The following is a 16,180-nucleotide window of genomic DNA, read 5'->3' on the forward strand; positions in this document are numbered from 1 at the left end:
AGCCTCAAACGGACGGCTGTTCGGCCGCGGCCCGCATAGCCTCGATCTGCGCGATCGCATCTTCGACCGCGTCGAAGACGAGAAGCGTCGACGGCTGACGGGCCTTGTAGCCGCGGACGGACTCCAGCAGCGCCAAGTCCTCCCACTTCCCGGTTGGCGGCTCGCCGCCTTGCTTCAGCATCGCGCGCATGGCGGCGCCGACCGCACTCAACTCCGCGGCAGTGGACCCGACAATCTCGCGGCCCATCACGGAAGCGGCCGTTTGACCGAGGAGACACGCCCGAACGGTCTGCCCGTAATCGGTGACGACATCGCCATCCATGACAAGGTCCACCTCGACGGTGCTGCCGCAAAGTTTCGAGTGTGCCCTCGCCGTCGCCTGCGGCGCAGTCAGGCGCTCGGTCCGGGGTATTGCCGCAGCCAGGGCAAGCAGTCGATCGCTGTAGATGTCCTCAGGCCGCGTCATGAAAGTCCTCTTCGAGAGTGCCGTTTGTGTAGTTCTGCTTCCCGCCTCGGGTTGCAGGCCGGTGATACGCACTATATATGCTCGGAGGAAATTATCTTCTACGCGCCCGTTGCCGCGCTGCCGCGCCTTGCGTCATTCGCCTTGCGGGATCTTTCTCTTTGAAAGAAAATCAAGCGCTTAGACAACCGGAAGGATCTGCCACGTCATGGCTACAAAGTCCGACAGCCGCGCCGACACACGTCAAGGGCGGAAGCTCTACGCAGGCATCGAGATTGGCAAGGGACCGCAGATCACCCGTCCCTCTCGCGAGGAGGCCGAACGAGCCGTGCGGACCTTGATCGCCTATGCCGGTGACGATCCGGAGCGCGAGGGCCTACGCGATACGCCGAAGCGCGTTGTCGGGGCCTATGACGAGTTCTTCGCCGGTTACAAGGACGACCCGATCGAGGTCCTGTCGCGGACGTTCGACGACGTCGGCGGCTATGACGACATCGTCATGCTGCGCGATATCGAGCTGAACTCCCATTGCGAGCATCATATGGTCCCGTTCATCGGCAAGGCGCACATCGCCTATTTCCCGACCGACCGGGTTGTGGGCCTGTCCAAGCTTGCGCGCGTGGTCGAAGTTTTCGGCCGCCGCCTGCAGACGCAGGAGACCATGACGGCGCAGATCGCGGAGACGATCGATCGCGTCCTGAAGCCGAAGGGCGTCGCGGTGATGATCGAAGCCGTTCATCAGTGCATGTCGATGCGCGGCGTGCGGAAGCCGGGCGTCGCCACCATCACGACGCAGTTCACCGGCGTCTTCAAGGAAGACCCGACACAACAAGCCCGTTTCATGCAGTTGGCCATCGATCGCGGACGGTAGTCGAAGCGCGCGCCGGCCGCAGCAGAAAGACTTTGCGGTGATCGACGCTCAGAAATTCCCAACGATCAAGGATAAGTCCGAGCTCGAGGAAGGCGACACGTTTGCGCCAGCCTTCGACGCCGACGGTCTCGTGCCGGCCATTGTGACGGCGGCCGAGACCGGCGAAGTCTTGATGTTCGCCTATATGAACAACGAGGCCGTGGCCCGCACCATCGAGACCGGCGAAGCTCATTTCTGGTCCCGCTCGCGCAAGGCGCTGTGGCGCAAGGGTGAAACAAGCGGGAACACGCTCCGTATCGTCGAGATCCGCGTGGATTGCGATCAGGACGTGCTCTGGCTCAAGGCCGAGATGACCGGTGCCGGCGCGTGCTGCCACACAGGCCGTGTCTCATGCTTCTATCGCCGCGTCCCGTTCGGCAAAGAGGCCGGTCAGAAACTCGTCATGGTGCACACCGACCGTCACTTCGACCCGGCCGAGGTGTACGGCGCTGCCTCGCCCAAAACCAAACCTTAAATACCCTGCGGTATCCTCCAAGTTGACTCGCGCCGCGACTTGCGGATCGAGACGCGTTGGCGCACGTCTTGCGGTAACGTCGTTGCAGCGTTGCGACGTGTCGATACGGGACCCATATCTCCCGCAAGTGCGCAACGCCTACTGTAGGCTGTTAAATAGCGCGCCCTATCAACATCTTAGCTTACTTTCGTACCCGCGCGCTGCCCATTAAGCTACCAGCCAGCTACCACGAAAACTCAATCAAAAACCGAACGGAACCACCAAATTCGTCTTTCCACCGTAGGCGTTGAATCCGTTCTCTGATCGGATTCCATCGGAAAACGTTTCGCTATTCAAGAGCCAACCGTTACAGAATCGGAACGTTACGCTGCCCTCGACCTAGCCTCTGAAGAGCGCGGATGAACCCAGCACGGCGCCAGTCCCCACATCAACCACTTCGCCGCCATCAAACTCCGAAATCCCCTTGCTCACGGACGCGCCCTCATCACGCTGGCTCCGCCAGTACGACCACATCCGTCCGCACCATTCCCTCGGCATGCGCCCTCCAATACCCGAAACGCTATTAGAGAAACCGTCGCAAGGTGGTACAGCCAATGGGGGCTAGACACAGCGATTCAGGAGCGGGCTTGGTTCTCACCCATTTGGTACACACCCTCGGCGGAGATTTTGGCGTTGGCGCGTGAGCAGGGCGTCGCGCCGCCCCAGCCAAAATATGCATCGCCGTCCCAGCAGTAGAAGCTACGAACGTCCGCTGTTGGCACTTAAGAGACATCGATCCTCGGGCTGAGTATGTCGGCTTTAAGGGGTAAAGCGGACCTTTCAGATCCGCTCGATAATGTCGCCTAATGACCCAAAGCGGACGTTGCGCGGCAGTTGGAATAGCCCAGGCGAGCGGCCTTTGACGGCGTTGTCCTGCACGCTGCAAGGAACTCAAGAGCGAGCCTCGCCCTTCGCTGACGTTGCCCGCCTGGAGCGCAGTGACGAACGAGGGGACTTCTAGGTATGGGAGTGCTGGGTGATGCCGCTTGCGATCAGGCTGGCGTGGGAGCCCCTTGGAAACTCCGTCAACCGGTTTCACTCCCGAGCGCAAGCTGTTCGCGATCAAACGGCCGGCAACAAGCACCGCCGAGAGCGGGCAAACTAAAAATACGGGCTTCAGAAAAACAATCAGCAGCGGCCAAGGACGCCAAACGAGCCCCAATTTTCTCGGACAGCAACAGTCTCACCTTTGGATTTCATGGTCGCAACCGTGCCGCGAGTATTCTTGTGTCCGTAAAATTGTGTGCCACATTTTATGACAGCCACGCAATTTGAGCCAATATCATTTTGACAGGTTTCAAATTTATTCCAAAGACCAAAGGTGTGTGAGCCACGAGCAAAATAGTAATTATATTCGGCGACTGCCGCTGTGCTCATGCCAAATATTCCTAGTGCAATTGTAAGTATGCCAACGAGCCTCATATTCCCATCTCCCAACCGTTCCATTATTTCATCTAATGCCGCTGGGATAAACTAGGGGTGTTCGCATTTCAATATCTGGTTGCAAGTTGCGACAGGATTTCGCTGATTTTAATCAGAAAGGTCACGTGATGCTTCTTCTCGTCCGGCATCTCTGCATCAACGTTTTCAGCATGGCCGCAGCGTTGATATTTCTTGCGCCGGCACACGCCACCACCAGCAACTACAAATGTACAATTGAAGAAGGGACTGTTTTTGGTCCGCAGCTTGCCTTCTCCTATAATGCAAAATCAAACGTCATCCTGCTCCGGGATTATGTGGGTGGTCCTTACAGCCATGATCTCACTTTGGGCAATGTGCGGCAGACAGGCGACATGTTGCATTTTGGTCTGGAGTTTTGGACGGACGGATTTGTCGCAACGCGCGAGAGCTACAGTCTGAAATTTGAAGATATGCTCCTGGAGGCGAGCCGGGATTCTTACGACATTGATGGCGGCCATACGAACCAGGGTCCGACAGCTATTGGAATTTGCGTTGCGGCCGATGCTCCTGCCAAAAAGGCTGAGGCACCGTCACCAGATGGCAATGCAAGCGCCAACGAATGGTCAACAACGATCGGCAAGAATGCCCGTGGACTCGCGTATGTAAATATGCGGACAGAGTTGCATGAGTTTGCGCTTGAGTTTCACTGTGATGAAAATGACTGGGAAGACAATCGGCTTGGTGTGAAATTTTTTGCAATCTCGCTCCCGAGATTACATGCGCGGGCCGATACGACCGCCAGACTTTCGCTGTTTTTCACGCTGCCGGGCGGTGCAGTTTACCGTGAGCGTCTGGACGCTCATTATTCTGGCGGCGGCCAAGGAGATCAAGCTTGGCTTGGCTCGATAAATGCCGGCAAATCCGAACTGGATGCTTTGGCGGCGGCTCATAGTATAAATATCCTGAATCAGGATGGTGAAGTCGCTTATTCCTTTGCGGCAAAGGGGACGCCTATTGGGGTGGCTGCAATCCGCAAGCATTGCAAGCTTGGAGCAGAGTGAGTGGACGCCAAAGATGCCCAAGATTAGACGATGCGCGCAGTGTCAAGAACCGAAGCTAATGCCAATCTCGCGCAAGATGCAGATTTACAATTCCATCATCCATTACAAGTGCGCAAATTGTGCTGCTGAGGTCGATATTACGCCTGCGGCCAGCATTGGAGTTGCCACCATGGTCGGCATGCTGGCATTTGGGTTTTGGGGTTGGATTTTATTCAAGGACAGCGGAGCGCTCGATATTATGAATCTTTCATTATATGGCGCGGCGGGCATCGCCTTTATTTTGTTCACACTTGAACCGTTCATCAAACACGTCCGAAACCCATTGCTGAAGGAAGGCGAGCAAGTGCAAATATCTGTTGCCCTTGCCGATGCTCACATCGCCAAAGAGCCAATTCTTTGGATAGAGAATCTCAGCTATTTCTCAGGCCTCCTTGCACCACTCATCATCGTGCTTTGCGTGTTGGGCGGTGCGGCGCTGATAGGCTATGTTAATTTCACCTATTTCTGAGCAGTTCCAACTAACGCCGTTCTTCGGCACCTCCCATTTGGCTTTCTTGACTCTTACGCGATGGACCGCTTGTTCGAGAGAGCGGAGCCCCAACTTGGCTTTGCGGACTCCTAAGTTTGTTCTCCTAGGAAGCCGACGTAATCGTTGATTCCTTGCGCGCGCCTTCTCACGCGGAGCGCGCCGAGCCGGATGAGCAAGCTGATTTGCGGCATGCCATTGTCCGCTTTTGGCACGAAGCGGACATCTGCGAGATGCGACGCCCACGTCTGCTATCGGGGCTAAAGCAGCCCATTCCCCGCAACGGTTCAACTCATGCATATTTGTTAGTACGGGCCCTAAATGAACTGGCGCTGGCTCACACGGCTGGAGGAGCCGTGTGACTGGAACTCCCTTATCCGGGCCAGCGCTCTGTCTGCACGAGGGTCGACGAGACCGTGGCAGACAATCCTTTGAGTTACAGTTTACAGGCAGCCACAACGCCCTTCGAGATGGCTCCTCATAGCTTCAGTTCGTAGCTACCAAATAGCTACCAATTCGTCGGAAAATCCTCGCATCCCGTAAGCGATCGTCGCTCAGCCCTGGGTTTTAGAGAGTGCAAGTTCTCCTTCAGGAGCTATTTGTTCCGCTCAAGATCTGCAGTGTCTTCAGCTCCACAAACTGGGGCCGCACAATGCCGCGAACTTCTGGCGTCACGTAAAGTACTTAGCATCGCTGATACCCACCGAGCGGAAGGCCGTTGCAACCTCCTTTCCGTCAAAAATTGGACCTCAACCTCCCTCAAAAACCGCAGACAATCCTCGTTCGAATGATGCTTCCGAGCCATCAATCCCTGCTTCACTGCCAACCCGAACCTGGCACAGCTTAAGAGGACCACTACACCGGCATTTCGCTGAAGCTAAGTCGCTGAAATTGTATTGATAAAACCCCCTGGACTTTGCGGTAACGCCGAACCAACCTATCTCCCGTAAGAGGCTTTAAGAATGGCAAAACCAACTGTCGGCTTAGCGCTAGGGGGCGGCTCCGCCCGCGGATGGGCGCATATCGGCGTTCTGAACACTTTGATCGCTGCCGGCCTAGAGCCGGATGTCGTCGCCGGCACCTCGATCGGGGCCGTCGCGGGCGCGTGCTTCGTGACCGGCAATCTCAAGCATCTCGAGGACTTCGCGCGGCGGCTCACACCCCGGAAAATCTTCGGCTTTCTGGATTTCAATCTCGCCGGATCGGGACTGATTACCGGCCAACGCCTCTCCGGCGAGCTGCAAGATCATCTGAAGGGCCTGAGGATCGAAGATCTGGACCCGCGCTTCGTGGCCATCGCCACCGAGCTCGGGACGGGGCACGAAGTCTGGCTCAACAAGGGCGACCTCGTCACGGCGCTGAACGCGTCGTTCGCGCTGCCCGGCATCTTCAAGCCGGTCCAGATCAACGGCCAGTGGATGATCGACGGCGCGCTGGTCAACCCGGTTCCCGTGTCCGTTTGCAGAGCCCTCGGCGCCCGCATCGTGATCGCGGTCAACGTGACCAGCGATCCGTTCGGCAAGGCCGGCGTGATCCACGACCATGCCTCGTTCAGCGAACCGGCCGATATGGAAGTACCGGCGCTCCAGCCCAACGCCGACGCCGCCCAAGACGGCGGCGCGCTCCGCCTGCTGCATCGTCAGTTGTTTGGCCGCGGCAAGGGTGCGCCCGGCATTTCGAGCGTGATGATGGATGCGATCAACATCACGCAGGATCGCATCGCGCGATCGCGCCTCGCCGGCGACCCGCCCGATATCACCATCAATCCCAAGACGGGACGCATCGCGCTGTTCGACTTTCACCGCGCAAACGAGGCGATAGCGCTGGGAGCAAAGGCCGCGGAGTCTCAGCTGGACGAGATACGGCACACGCTGAAGGCGGTCGCTGCCTAGAAGGCGCGGTCAGGATCAGTCGGAAGCCGATCAGCCCGTCGCGATGTACTCGCGCATGGCGGCGGCCTCCATCTCGGCCTCGGCGATTCGCATCCGCACCACGTCACCGATAGACACGAGACCGACCAAGCGGCCGCGCTCGATGACGGGCATATGGCGGAAGCGGTGGGCGGTCATTTCACCCATGAGTTGATCCGTGGTGTCCGCCTCGCGGCAGCTCACGACAGACTTCGTCATGCAGACCTCGACGGGCTCGTCCATCACGGATGTGCCTGCACGGGCCAGTTCCTGAACGATGTCCCGTTCGGACACGATGCCGATCACATTGCCAACGTCGTCGGCAATCACAATGCAACCGATCTTACGCTCTCCGAGCATCCGGGCGATATCCAACAACTTGGTGCTAGGAGGCGCGGTCAGCACGTCCCTGCCCTTGAGCTTCAAGATCGCTGCGACATTCATGGGGGTGATCCTCCGGCACGGCTCCACAAATTCCAACTGCGGCAGCATTGTGTCGGCAACTCGTGACGCGCGCAAGCAGTCTGGAAAACACTCGAAGATTTCCGCTGCTTACCGCAGTTGCGAAGCATCCGGCGCGGGCCGCACGGCGTCAAAATACCCGAAGATCAGCAAGCCGCAGACGAACCCGCCAACGTGCGCTTCCCACGCGATCTCGCTTTCGGGTCCGGTCCCGAACGACGCGCCGGTCAGGCCGAAGTAAGCGTTCAGAACCAGCCAGAAAACAATGAACCCCATGACGCGGCCGTCCCGGACTGTCTCGCTCAGGGAGGCGAGCGGCACATGCGCGAAATCGGGTATCTGCCCCCGCGGGGTGCCGCGCGCAAAAAAGATGAAGCGTAAGGCCGCCGCCATCTGTCCCGAAATGGCAGCCGAGGCACCCACCATGGGAGACACTTCGCCCCAATGTAGGACAAGGTGGGTCAGCGCGCCGGCGATCCCGCAGAGGATCGAGAACTGAAAAAACCCGGCCGTCGAAACGCGGCGCGCAACGGCCGTGCCGAAGGCCAGCATCCACAAGACGTTGACGGTGAGATGCAGCCAGCCGCCATGGACCACCATGTAGGTGACGAACGAGGTCACGGCGGAAATGTAGCCGCCCGGCAGCTCGGGGGCGGCGCCCGTGTAACGGGCTGGAATCATTGCCAAACTCAGCAAGACAGTGAGGCCCGTCTGGAGAGGCAGCACGCTCAGGACGAGCTGCATCGCGATCATCGCGCCAGCGGAAAGCGTCACCGCGCGCGGCACGTTCAGGATCGGTTCTCTAGCCGGCATCCGAAGCTCCATGAAAAAGCGGTCTCGGCGGCAACCTTAACGGCACCCCTTTCGGCGCCGAGCCCACCCCGCACAGCCGCTGGCACACTCTCTGCTTTCTTAGACCCAATCGCACCGGCTCCTCTGCGGCACCGACGCCCGGACGCAGCCGTGCCTGACAACGAGCGTTTCAAATTGGATGTGTTGAGTACCCGATGCAGCAGGAAACCACCACGAAGCTTTACGCGTATTGGAACACGATCCGCAACGGCCGGATCGCGCCGCAACGCTTTGAGGTAGACCCATCGCAGATTTCCGGTCTGCTGCGGGAGACCTTCATTGCCGAATGCTGTGAGCCTTCTTCATTCCGTTTTCGCTTGGCCGGAACCGAGGTTTGCCAGCACTTCGGCCGCGAACTGCGCGGTGCAGACTTCCTCAGTCTGTGGTCCCTCGAGGACCGGCGGACGATCTCTGCCACGCTCGACACGGTCGTCAGCGAAGGCGCGGTCGGTCACGGGACCTTTTTCGGAGTCACCGGGAACAACCGCGAGGCGGCGTTCGAGTTCGCCCTGTTGCCCCTGATCCATACCGGATCATCGATCAACCGCATTCTGGGAACCATTACGGCCGTGGACCGTCCATTCTGGTTGGGCGCGGATCCCGTCGTTGCTCTGGAACTGCGGGACATCGGCCTTCATTGGCCTGATGGCGGCGCCGGCTTGCTCCCCGCCGGGAATGCCGAAGCGGCCCTCGAGGCACGGCGAAAGTTCCGGGTCGTGCAAGGCGGCCTGTCCGGCTGACAGCCGAAAGAGGCGCAATGCGGATAATTGTCGCGCCGCGCGACTCCGTGTCGATACGCTTAGCCATTGCTTAATGCCTTGCGCGCTATACGTGCTTCGGGTTGTATCAAACAGTGCCTGCTAGAAGGCATGATTAACAGAGCGTGGCATGAGCACTCCCAAACTCCCGGAGCTAGGGCTCGAGACGATGTCCGAGCGGTCGAAGCGCCAGACCGACAGACCGAAAATTCTGGAGGAACGTCGCCGCTTCAAGCGCATGGACGTGTCTCTCAACGGGCGCTTCATGGTGGAAAACACCGACGAGTATCCGTGCGAGGTGTTCAACATGTCTCCCGGCGGCATGGCGGTGAAGGCGCCTTTCTTGCCGCGTGTCGGGGAGCGGGTCATCTCCTATATCGAGCAACTGGGCGGCCTGGACGGCACGGTAACCAGGACGTTCGACGGCGGCTTCGCCGTGGAATTCAAGATCAGCGCCCGCAAGCGCGAACGCATTGCCAACGTTCTCACCTGGTACAGCAGCGGTGAGCACAACCTCGAGGACCGCGTGCACGAGCGCTACGCACCGCGCATCGTGGAGCAGAAGCTGATTCTGCCGTCCGGCTCCGTGCATGCATGCCGCGTTATCGATGTCTCGTTGAGCGGCGCATCCGTCGCGACGGATCTGCGGCCGGATATCGACTCCTTGGTCGTTCTTGCACGGCACCGCGGCAGAGTGGTCCGTCATCACGACGAAGGCTTCGCGATCGAGTTTGTCGAAGTACAGGATCCGGACAGCATGGCCCGGACATTCGGCTAACCCAGCCCAAGAATAGCCTTTCCCAATTCTTTCGGCTCTGCCGGGCCCGCTTCGCGCGGCTTGGGTAGAAAAGCACAGTCTATTCAATGACTAAACGGCTCAACGCCAGCGTTCCTAAAAGCCTGGGTAACCAAGCTCATTCAGGTTTAAGTAGGCGCCGCTAAAATTTTCCTACCAACAACCGTTCAAAACTCAGGCTTTCCTTATCCGGATCGCAAATTGTTCCTGCGATAGTTCTCCCTAACAACAGGGGGACGTAATGAAAAACTTTGTTTTGGGGACAGCTTTTCTGATGTTTATTTCGTCGCTTCCAGCAGAGGCGACCAATAAACACACTATCTCACTGAAGACGTCATCCGACTCTTATCAGATGACCTTCATGCAATCCTTCGGCGAAACCTTGCCGCCCGTTGGCTATGTGAACTTCTGCCGCGCCCGCTCGGCCGAGTGCCGCCCGTCGCGCCGTTTCACCGATCGCATTCAGCTGACGCAGGAGCGAGCCGCAGCGCTCCGCAAGGTGAATGTCGCCGTCAACAAGGCGATCGCACCCGTCACGGACATGGATCTTTACGGCGAGGTCGAAAGATGGACCTACCCGGTCAAGCAGGGCGACTGCGAGGACTATGTGCTGCTGAAGCGCCGCATCCTCATCCAGCGCGGCTGGCCGGCCACCGCCCTCCTCATCACGGTCGTTCGTGACGAGAACAATGAAGGTCATGCGGTCCTGACCGCACGGACCGACCGTGGCGACTTCGTGCTCGACAACAAGGTGAACCAGGTGAAGGCCTGGGCCGATACGCCCTACACCTTCGTGAAGCAGCAATCGGCCCGCAATCCGCTTGTCTGGATCTCGCTCCTGCCGCCGGACCTCGAGCCGCAACCTGCAACGTCGGCGTCGAACCGCCGCTAACAACCGCGTTTTGCCTCCCCAGTCCCCCTCAACGGGAGGCAACCCAAGGGCCCGGTGACAATCCCCCACCGATCCCCACCAGCCGGGCCCTTACTCGAGCCGGTCCTCCTTCCCCGGAGGCCGGCTCCTTCTTTTTCCGAATGCCTAAACGTTCAAGAGGATGTAGACCAGCAGACAGCCGATCAAAAGGCTCCAGAAGCCCGCGAGCCCCGACGCGAGCCAGAACCACCCTTGCGGACGCTTTTCGAAGTAGACCCCCCGCCAGGCGTTGCGCATGAGGATTTCAGGGCCCGTAAGGACCCGCAGGAGGATGCTGCCGATTGATGCCGCAAAGGACCGGTGCTCTACAAAGAAACGCATCGGCTGTCCCGAGACGAGTTGAACGAAACTCGATAGGACCCCCGCGGTCACGAAACCGACCGCGATCACGAACGCAAAAACCAGCCCTTCGCTCATTGCCACTCCCCTGGTGGCGCCAATCCCATGGCGCATCTCGACGAGACGCACCATAGCGAGCGAGGCATTTGATGTGACTTTTATTCTTAATGAGTGGTTAACGCGTGACCCACAGCCGACCAGGCCCTGTCACTGCAGGTCGTAATCCAGGATCGCCATCTGGAACTGGTAGGCCGTGTCGTCCGGGTCCTCGTCGTCACGAAACAGAATTCCGATGAACTCGTCGCCGATGTAGACCTCGGCGGAGTCGTCCTTTTGAGGACGCTGCCGGACCTCGATATCCGCCATGCGGAAGGTCTTCTTCAAATAGCTCTCGAGCTTCAGAATTTCGTCACGTGTCACTGCACCTGCCCCCTTCAGAACCTTAGATTTCGTCGTTGCCGAGGTGAACATCCTCGCCCGGGACGAACTGATCCATGGTCAGCGCCGGTTCTGGGCATGTGTTTTCACCGATATCCCTGGCCGGAACGCCCGCCACCGTGCGGCGCGCCGGAATGTCCTTAAGCACCACGCTGCCGGCCGCAATCCGCGCGCAGTTGCCGACCTTGATATTCCCGAGAATTTTCGCGCCGGCGCCGATCATCACGCCACGGCCGATCTTGGGATGGCGATCGCCGTGCTCGTTACCGGAACCGCCGAGCGTCACACCATGCAGGAGCGAGCAATTGTCGCCCACCACGGCCGTCTCGCCGATCACGATGCCGGTCGCATGGTCGATCATGATGCCGCGGCCGATGCGCGCCGCAGGGTGGATGTCCACCTGCAGGAAGCGGGAAACGAGGCTCTGCAGGTAGAGCGCGAAGTCCTTGCGCCCCGCGTTCCACAGCCGGTGGCCGATGCGGTGCGTCTGCAAGGCGTGGTAGCCCTTGAAATAAATGAGCGGCTCGATCAGCCGGTCGCAGGCCGGATCGCGTTGAATCCAGGCCATCGCGTCCGCCCGGAACTCCTCGCCGAGCGAGGGGTCCTGATCGAGAATTTCATGAAATGTCGTGTGGATCAGACCGGGATCGAGCACGGCGTGCTGCAGACGCCGCGCCAAACGATGCACGACCGCATCCTCGAAACGCGAATGGCTCAAAATCGAGGCGTAAAGAAACCCGGCCAGAGCAGGCTCGGCCGCGCTGACCTCTTCGGCCTCGCGCCGGACTTGGCTCCAAACCGGATCCCAACTTTCGACTTTTGGCTGTGCCGCCACTGCTGGCTTGTTCATGGCTCACCTCTTCGGAGCTCGGCTCAGTTGAGCCCCCCTAGCAGGTACATGTGGTTACGTCTAGCGCGGCCGCCGCTTTTGGCAAACCGGACGTTCACGGGCGGGACGCCAAAAACGCCAGCACGCCCTCTTTGAACTGCTTGTCGCCTACGGCCTTCATATGGTCGCGCCCGGATATGTCCAGGAACTGGGCATTCGGAATCAGTTCCGCAAGCGCCGCTCCCGATCCGCCGATCACATCTTTACTACCGACCGCCACCAGAGCTGGCACGGTGAGCTCGCCGAGTTTTTCCCGAGGGACCTTCTCGCGCGGGCCGCGCATACAGGCCGCCAGGGCCTTGAGGTCGCTTTTCGTCTGCTCGGCGAAGACGCGAAAACTGCGCGCGGTGTCGTTGGTGACGTCTTCCAGCCGTGGGGCTTCGAGCGCCGCCGCCAACGGCCCCGCGCCCACCATCCCGCGGACCATATGGATGCCGAGCCCGCCGAACACGATGCTTCGCACCCGGTCCGGGTGGGCAAAGGCCAGAAACGCCGCAATCCGCGCGCCCATGGAATAGCCAAGCACATCCACGCGATCTATACCGAGGTGATCGAGGAGACGGATGGCATCCTCGGCCATTTCGGGGGCGCCGTAGCGCTCCGGATCGTACAGCTTGTCGCTCTGGCCGTGCCCTCGGTTGTCGAGCGCGATGACCCGGCGGCCATCCTGCGTCAACGTGCGCACCCATTGCGGATCGACCCAGTTGGTCCCCACGTTGGACGCAAAACCGTGGATCAGTAGGATCGGATCGCCGCTCCCCTCATCCAGATAGGCGATCCGCACGCCGTCGGAATCGAAACTCTGCATTCTTTGACCTACCGCATTCCGTCAAGGGTCACTATGCTGGAGCCACCGTCCTTCAACTACAGGCGAACGGAATATCATGGCTCAATCGCTCGTGCCCCATTACGTGAATGACATAGGCGTCAACCGGATCAAGATCGGCGTCAAGGAGTTCCAGTGCATGGGCGCGTCGCCGCCGCAGGATCATCCCCACGTCTATCTCGATATGGGCAGCGAAAACGAAGTCATCTGCCCGTATTGCTCGACGCTCTATGTCTACGACGTTGCGCTGGCGCCGACGGAAAGCGAGCCCGATGGATGCGTCTACGTGGCCACGGCGCCCGCGGGGGCACCGGCGGCCTAAGACAAAATCTCTATGACGACGAACCGGCCGGTCCTGATTGCGGGCGGCGGCATCGGCGGGCTGACGGCCGCGATTGCGCTGGACCGTAAGGCGATCGATGCCCAGATCCTCGAGCGCTCGACGTTCTCGGAAGAAAGCGGCGCTGGGATTCAGCTCGGCCCGAACGCCACGCGGATCCTCCGGCGACTGGGCGTGCTCGACGCGCTCGAATCGCAGACGTCCGGCCCGAAGCCGTCTGGCTTTTCGACGGCCGGAACGGGAAGAAGCTCGCCACGGTCCCGCTCGGCGCGTTCGCGGAGACGCGCTACGGCGCACCTTACATCACCGCTCACCGGGCCGATCTGCACGAAGCGCTGCGAAACGTTGCTGGCGACTGCGCGCACGTCTCGCTCTCTCCTGACTTCAAGGTTGCCGATGTCCGCGACGAGAATGGGGCAGTCACCGGTCCCAACGGCGAGGGCACGTCTCGGTTCAACCCTTGTCGGGGCGGATGGGCTCTGGTCCACGGTCCGCGGCTGGGTTGCGCCGGGCTTGGCCCCGTCCTTCACGGGCGCGACGGCCTTTCGCAGCCTCATACCGCGCGATGCGCTGCCCGAGCCGTTCTCCGCACCCATCGTCGGCCTCTGGCTCGGCCCCCGCACCCACTTGGTGCATTACCCCGTTCGAGGCGGCGACGCGGTCAATGTCGTGGCGGTGACGGAGCAAGGCGAGCGCGAAGAGGGTTGGAACAGGTCGGCCGAGAAGGAAACCGTGCTCGGCAACTTCGCGCGCTGGAACGATGCGCCCCTCAGTCTGCTGGATGCCGCGCCGAGCTGGCGGGCGTGGTCGCTGTTCGGCCTGCCGGCCCTGCCCCAGTGGTCGCGCGGCTCAGCGGTGCTCCTTGGCGACGCCGCCCATCCGGTCCTCCCGTATTTGGCGCAAGGCGCCGGGCTGGCCATCGAGGACGCCGCCGAGCTCGCAAGTATTCTCGGCCAAACGCCGTCGCAGCCGTCACACGCGTTTCAGGCCTATGAGACAGTCCGCCGCCCACGCGCGACCCGCGTCCAGCAGGCTTCACGGCGTCTCGGCCGGGCGTACCACGTGGGCGACGGCATTCTCGGCGAGGTGTTCCGCAACACACGCAACACGATACTCGGTCTACGCAGCGAAACGGCGACGTTGCGCGGCTTCGACTGGCTCTATGGCCATGGAGGGTGATCCGATAACGCAGAAGCAGGTTGGAGTTGCCACCGGAATGGCGATCGCCGTGGCCATCACGGTCATAACGCTCGCGCTGCCGTTTGTCTGGCCGGGATTTCCAACGGGGCCGGACGACCTGGCCGGTACGATGCGGTTGTGGGCCTACGTCACAACGGGTGTTTCGTTCTGGCTGTTGGTCTCGGTGGCCCGTCTTGCCAAACACCGCTTCTTCACGCCGGCAGACATCGACGCCGCAGCGAGATCGAGCGAGACGTCGACAGCGCGGGTGCTGCAGTCGCTGCTGCAAAACACGCTGGAACAGTCGGTCCTCGCCATCGCCGTCTATAGTGCTTGGTTCGCCTTGGCGCCTCCCGAGGCACGACTGCTGCCGCTTCTTTGCGTGGCGCTCTTCGGACTGGGGCGTCTCCTCTTCTTCCTGGGATACGAGCGCGGGGCCGTGGCCCGCTCATTGGGCTTCGCACTGACCTTTTATCCGACCGTGGGGCTCTTTATCCTGCTGCTTGGATTCTCAGCAGCGCGCCTAATCGGCGCGGCGCAGGCAATCCCGCTCCAGACGACTTTCGGCCTTGATCCGTCTATGTTTGGATGACATCAAACGCAGATTACCGTGCCGCCGTCACGAGTCGCCGCCCTCTCCACAAACCCCGGTAGCCTCACGCATGCTTCTTGCCCTTGCCACGCTCACGCCGTTCCTCGGCGCGGTTGTTCCGCTGCTGGCGGACCGTCTGGGGCGCGACATTTGTGCAATTGCAACCGGCGCGGTCACCCTGACGGCGCTTGCGCTCGTGATGTCGCACGCGCCCGCCGTCTACAGCGGCGAGGTCGTCACCTGGAGCGTGCCGTGGCTGCCCGCGATCGGGCTGTCTTTTTCGTTTTTCGCGGACGGTCTCGGGCTGTTCTTCGCGGGGCTGATTCTCGGCATCGGGCTGCTGATCATTCTCTATGCCCGGTACTATCTGAGCTCCAAGGATTCCTTGAGCCTGCTCTATTTCTATCTGCTGATGTTTCAAGGCGCGATGGTCGGCATCGTCCTCAGCGACAACATCCTTCTGCTGATTGTCTTCTGGGAACTGACCAGCCTCACCTCGTTCCTGCTCATCGGCTACTGGCGGCATCTGCCCGAGTCGCGCCAAGGGGCCCGCATGGCGCTGATCGTCACCGGCACCGGCGGCCTCGCGCTGATCGCAGGCATGCTGATCCTGGGGCATATCGCCGGCAGCTACGAGATCACGGAGATCCTTCAGCGCGGCGACACCATCCGGTCGTCACCGATGTTCCTGCCCGCGATGCTCCTGGTCCTGCTCGGTGCCTTCACGAAGTCCGCGCAGTTCCCGTTCCACTTCTGGCTGCCGCACGCCATGGCCGCGCCGACGCCCGTCTCCGCCTATCTGCACTCCGCGACCATGGTGAAGGCGGGCCTGTTCTTGATGGCCCGGCTGTGGCCCGTATTCTCGCCGGCCGATGCATGGTTTCTCATCGTCGCGCCCATCGGTCTCGTCACGATGCTGATCGCGGCCTGGATTGCCCTGTTCCGAAACGATCTCAAGGCGCTGCTGGCCTATTCGACCGTGAGCCATCTCGG

Annotated in this window: 19 protein-coding genes and 1 pseudogene; 12 read left to right on the forward strand and 8 right to left on the reverse strand. The window is 60.5% G+C overall.

Going from position 1 to position 16,180, the window contains the following annotated elements; all coding sequences use genetic code 11:
• Nucleotides 1-4: 4 nt before the first annotated feature.
• Nucleotides 5-466, reverse strand: a complete 462-nt coding sequence (locus tag AUC70_RS11265; RefSeq protein ID WP_069444932.1) for an iron-sulfur cluster assembly scaffold protein — start codon at nt 464-466, stop codon at nt 5-7.
• 205 nt (nt 467-671) lie between these two features.
• Between AUC70_RS11265 and folE the strand changes: the two genes are divergently transcribed.
• Nucleotides 672-1,334 carry a GTP cyclohydrolase I FolE gene (gene folE, locus AUC70_RS11270; RefSeq protein ID WP_083241492.1) on the forward strand — a complete coding sequence of 221 codons (663 nt, stop codon included), beginning with the start codon at nt 672-674 and terminating at the stop codon, nt 1,332-1,334.
• A gap of 37 nt (nt 1,335-1,371) precedes the next feature.
• Nucleotides 1,372-1,848: a phosphoribosyl-AMP cyclohydrolase gene (gene hisI / locus AUC70_RS11275; protein ID WP_244505596.1), complete on the forward strand. Its 477-nt coding sequence runs from the start codon at nt 1,372-1,374 to the stop codon at nt 1,846-1,848.
• Nucleotides 1,849-3,015: 1,167 nt separating this feature from the next.
• Here hisI and AUC70_RS16810 read toward each other — a convergent pair.
• Complete coding sequence (locus AUC70_RS16810; protein WP_141702087.1) at nt 3,016-3,264, reverse strand: hypothetical protein; 249 nt, start codon at nt 3,262-3,264, stop codon at nt 3,016-3,018.
• Nucleotides 3,265-3,434: 170 nt separating this feature from the next.
• On the opposite strand from AUC70_RS16810, the gene AUC70_RS11280 reads away from it, so the two are divergent.
• The 3 genes from AUC70_RS11280 to AUC70_RS11290 all read left to right on the forward strand — a co-directional run bounded on the left by AUC70_RS11280 (nt 3,435) and on the right by AUC70_RS11290 (nt 6,767).
• Nucleotides 3,435-4,349 carry a hypothetical protein gene (locus tag AUC70_RS11280; protein ID WP_141702088.1) on the forward strand — a complete coding sequence of 305 codons (915 nt, stop codon included), beginning with the start codon at nt 3,435-3,437 and terminating at the stop codon, nt 4,347-4,349.
• Nucleotides 4,350-4,407: 58 nt separating this feature from the next.
• Nucleotides 4,408-4,857, forward strand: coding sequence for a hypothetical protein (locus tag AUC70_RS11285; protein ID WP_141702089.1), 450 nt, complete (start codon nt 4,408-4,410; stop codon nt 4,855-4,857).
• A gap of 980 nt (nt 4,858-5,837) precedes the next feature.
• Entirely contained in the window at nt 5,838-6,767 is a 930-nt protein-coding gene (locus AUC70_RS11290) for a patatin-like phospholipase family protein (protein WP_069444935.1), read from the forward strand.
• A gap of 30 nt (nt 6,768-6,797) precedes the next feature.
• Here the strand turns inward: AUC70_RS11290 and AUC70_RS11295 are convergent, their stop codons facing one another.
• Nucleotides 6,798-7,229 carry a CBS domain-containing protein gene (locus AUC70_RS11295; protein WP_069444936.1) on the reverse strand — a complete coding sequence of 144 codons (432 nt, stop codon included), beginning with the start codon at nt 7,227-7,229 and terminating at the stop codon, nt 6,798-6,800.
• Between the two features lie 108 nt (nt 7,230-7,337).
• Entirely contained in the window at nt 7,338-8,060 is a 723-nt protein-coding gene (locus AUC70_RS11300) for a rhomboid family intramembrane serine protease (RefSeq protein ID WP_244505597.1), read from the reverse strand.
• Nucleotides 8,061-8,254: 194 nt separating this feature from the next.
• Between AUC70_RS11300 and AUC70_RS11305 the strand changes: the two genes are divergently transcribed.
• The 3 genes from AUC70_RS11305 to AUC70_RS11315 all read left to right on the forward strand — a co-directional run bounded on the left by AUC70_RS11305 (nt 8,255) and on the right by AUC70_RS11315 (nt 10,545).
• On the forward strand, nt 8,255-8,839 hold the full coding sequence (locus tag AUC70_RS11305; RefSeq protein ID WP_069444938.1) for a PAS domain-containing protein: 585 nt from the start codon (nt 8,255-8,257) through the stop codon (nt 8,837-8,839).
• Nucleotides 8,840-8,987: 148 nt separating this feature from the next.
• Nucleotides 8,988-9,635, forward strand: coding sequence for a PilZ domain-containing protein (locus tag AUC70_RS11310; protein WP_206599376.1), 648 nt, complete (start codon nt 8,988-8,990; stop codon nt 9,633-9,635).
• Between the two features lie 370 nt (nt 9,636-10,005).
• On the forward strand, nt 10,006-10,545 hold the full coding sequence (locus AUC70_RS11315) for a transglutaminase-like cysteine peptidase (RefSeq protein ID WP_244505598.1): 540 nt from the start codon (nt 10,006-10,008) through the stop codon (nt 10,543-10,545).
• Between the two features lie 144 nt (nt 10,546-10,689).
• On the opposite strand, the gene AUC70_RS11320 is transcribed toward AUC70_RS11315, so the two are convergent.
• From AUC70_RS11320 to AUC70_RS11335, 4 genes are all read right to left on the reverse strand, one after another.
• On the reverse strand, nt 10,690-11,001 hold the full coding sequence (locus AUC70_RS11320; protein ID WP_069445115.1) for a DUF6949 family protein: 312 nt from the start codon (nt 10,999-11,001) through the stop codon (nt 10,690-10,692).
• A 129-nt stretch (nt 11,002-11,130) separates the two neighbouring features.
• Entirely contained in the window at nt 11,131-11,343 is a 213-nt protein-coding gene (locus AUC70_RS11325) for a DUF3126 family protein (protein WP_045367706.1), read from the reverse strand.
• Nucleotides 11,344-11,365: 22 nt separating this feature from the next.
• A complete protein-coding gene (gene cysE, locus AUC70_RS11330; RefSeq protein ID WP_069444941.1) occupies nt 11,366-12,211 on the reverse strand; it encodes a serine O-acetyltransferase in 846 nt (281 codons plus the stop codon).
• A gap of 94 nt (nt 12,212-12,305) precedes the next feature.
• Complete coding sequence (locus AUC70_RS11335) at nt 12,306-13,058, reverse strand: alpha/beta fold hydrolase (RefSeq protein WP_069444942.1); 753 nt, start codon at nt 13,056-13,058, stop codon at nt 12,306-12,308.
• Nucleotides 13,059-13,134: 76 nt separating this feature from the next.
• Between AUC70_RS11335 and AUC70_RS11340 the strand changes: the two genes are divergently transcribed.
• The 4 genes and pseudogenes from AUC70_RS11340 to AUC70_RS18625 all read left to right on the forward strand — a co-directional run.
• Complete coding sequence (locus AUC70_RS11340) at nt 13,135-13,398, forward strand: zinc-finger domain-containing protein (protein WP_069444943.1); 264 nt, start codon at nt 13,135-13,137, stop codon at nt 13,396-13,398.
• A gap of 12 nt (nt 13,399-13,410) precedes the next feature.
• Entirely contained in the window at nt 13,411-14,595 is a 1,185-nt protein-coding gene (locus AUC70_RS11345; protein WP_083241495.1) for an FAD-dependent monooxygenase, read from the forward strand.
• Nucleotides 14,596-14,632: 37 nt separating this feature from the next.
• On the forward strand, nt 14,633-15,187 hold the full coding sequence (locus AUC70_RS11350) for an MAPEG family protein (protein ID WP_158007437.1): 555 nt from the start codon (nt 14,633-14,635) through the stop codon (nt 15,185-15,187).
• A 199-nt stretch (nt 15,188-15,386) separates the two neighbouring features.
• A pseudogene (locus tag AUC70_RS18625) lies at nt 15,387-16,121 on the forward strand (proton-conducting transporter transmembrane domain-containing protein); the annotation flags it as partial.
• Between the last annotated feature and the right edge of the window lie 59 nt (nt 16,122-16,180).

This window comes from Methyloceanibacter stevinii, assembly GCF_001723355.1.
GTDB lineage: Bacteria > Pseudomonadota > Alphaproteobacteria > Rhizobiales > Methyloligellaceae > Methyloceanibacter > Methyloceanibacter stevinii.

Coding starts and splice junctions, on each gene's coding strand:
- AUC70_RS11265 (WP_069444932.1), bottom strand. CDS start 466: ATGACGCGGCCTGAGGACATCTACAGCGATCGACTGCTTGCCCTGGCT.
- folE (WP_083241492.1), top strand. CDS start 672: ATGGCTACAAAGTCCGACAGCCGCGCCGACACACGTCAAGGGCGGAAG.
- AUC70_RS16810 (WP_141702087.1), bottom strand. CDS start 3,264: ATGAGCACAGCGGCAGTCGCCGAATATAATTACTATTTTGCTCGTGGC.
- AUC70_RS11285 (WP_141702089.1), top strand. CDS start 4,408: ATGCCAATCTCGCGCAAGATGCAGATTTACAATTCCATCATCCATTAC.
- AUC70_RS11290 (WP_069444935.1), top strand. CDS start 5,838: ATGGCAAAACCAACTGTCGGCTTAGCGCTAGGGGGCGGCTCCGCCCGC.
- AUC70_RS11295 (WP_069444936.1), bottom strand. CDS start 7,229: ATGAATGTCGCAGCGATCTTGAAGCTCAAGGGCAGGGACGTGCTGACC.
- AUC70_RS11300 (WP_244505597.1), bottom strand. CDS start 8,060: ATGCCGGCTAGAGAACCGATCCTGAACGTGCCGCGCGCGGTGACGCTT.
- AUC70_RS11305 (WP_069444938.1), top strand. CDS start 8,255: ATGCAGCAGGAAACCACCACGAAGCTTTACGCGTATTGGAACACGATC.
- AUC70_RS11310 (WP_206599376.1), top strand. CDS start 8,988: ATGAGCACTCCCAAACTCCCGGAGCTAGGGCTCGAGACGATGTCCGAG.
- AUC70_RS11315 (WP_244505598.1), top strand. CDS start 10,006: ATGACCTTCATGCAATCCTTCGGCGAAACCTTGCCGCCCGTTGGCTAT.
- AUC70_RS11320 (WP_069445115.1), bottom strand. CDS start 11,001: ATGAGCGAAGGGCTGGTTTTTGCGTTCGTGATCGCGGTCGGTTTCGTG.
- cysE (WP_069444941.1), bottom strand. CDS start 12,211: ATGAACAAGCCAGCAGTGGCGGCACAGCCAAAAGTCGAAAGTTGGGAT.
- AUC70_RS11335 (WP_069444942.1), bottom strand. CDS start 13,058: ATGCAGAGTTTCGATTCCGACGGCGTGCGGATCGCCTATCTGGATGAG.
- AUC70_RS11340 (WP_069444943.1), top strand. CDS start 13,135: ATGGCTCAATCGCTCGTGCCCCATTACGTGAATGACATAGGCGTCAAC.
- AUC70_RS11345 (WP_083241495.1), top strand. CDS start 13,411: ATGACGACGAACCGGCCGGTCCTGATTGCGGGCGGCGGCATCGGCGGG.
- AUC70_RS11350 (WP_158007437.1), top strand. CDS start 14,633: ATGGCGATCGCCGTGGCCATCACGGTCATAACGCTCGCGCTGCCGTTT.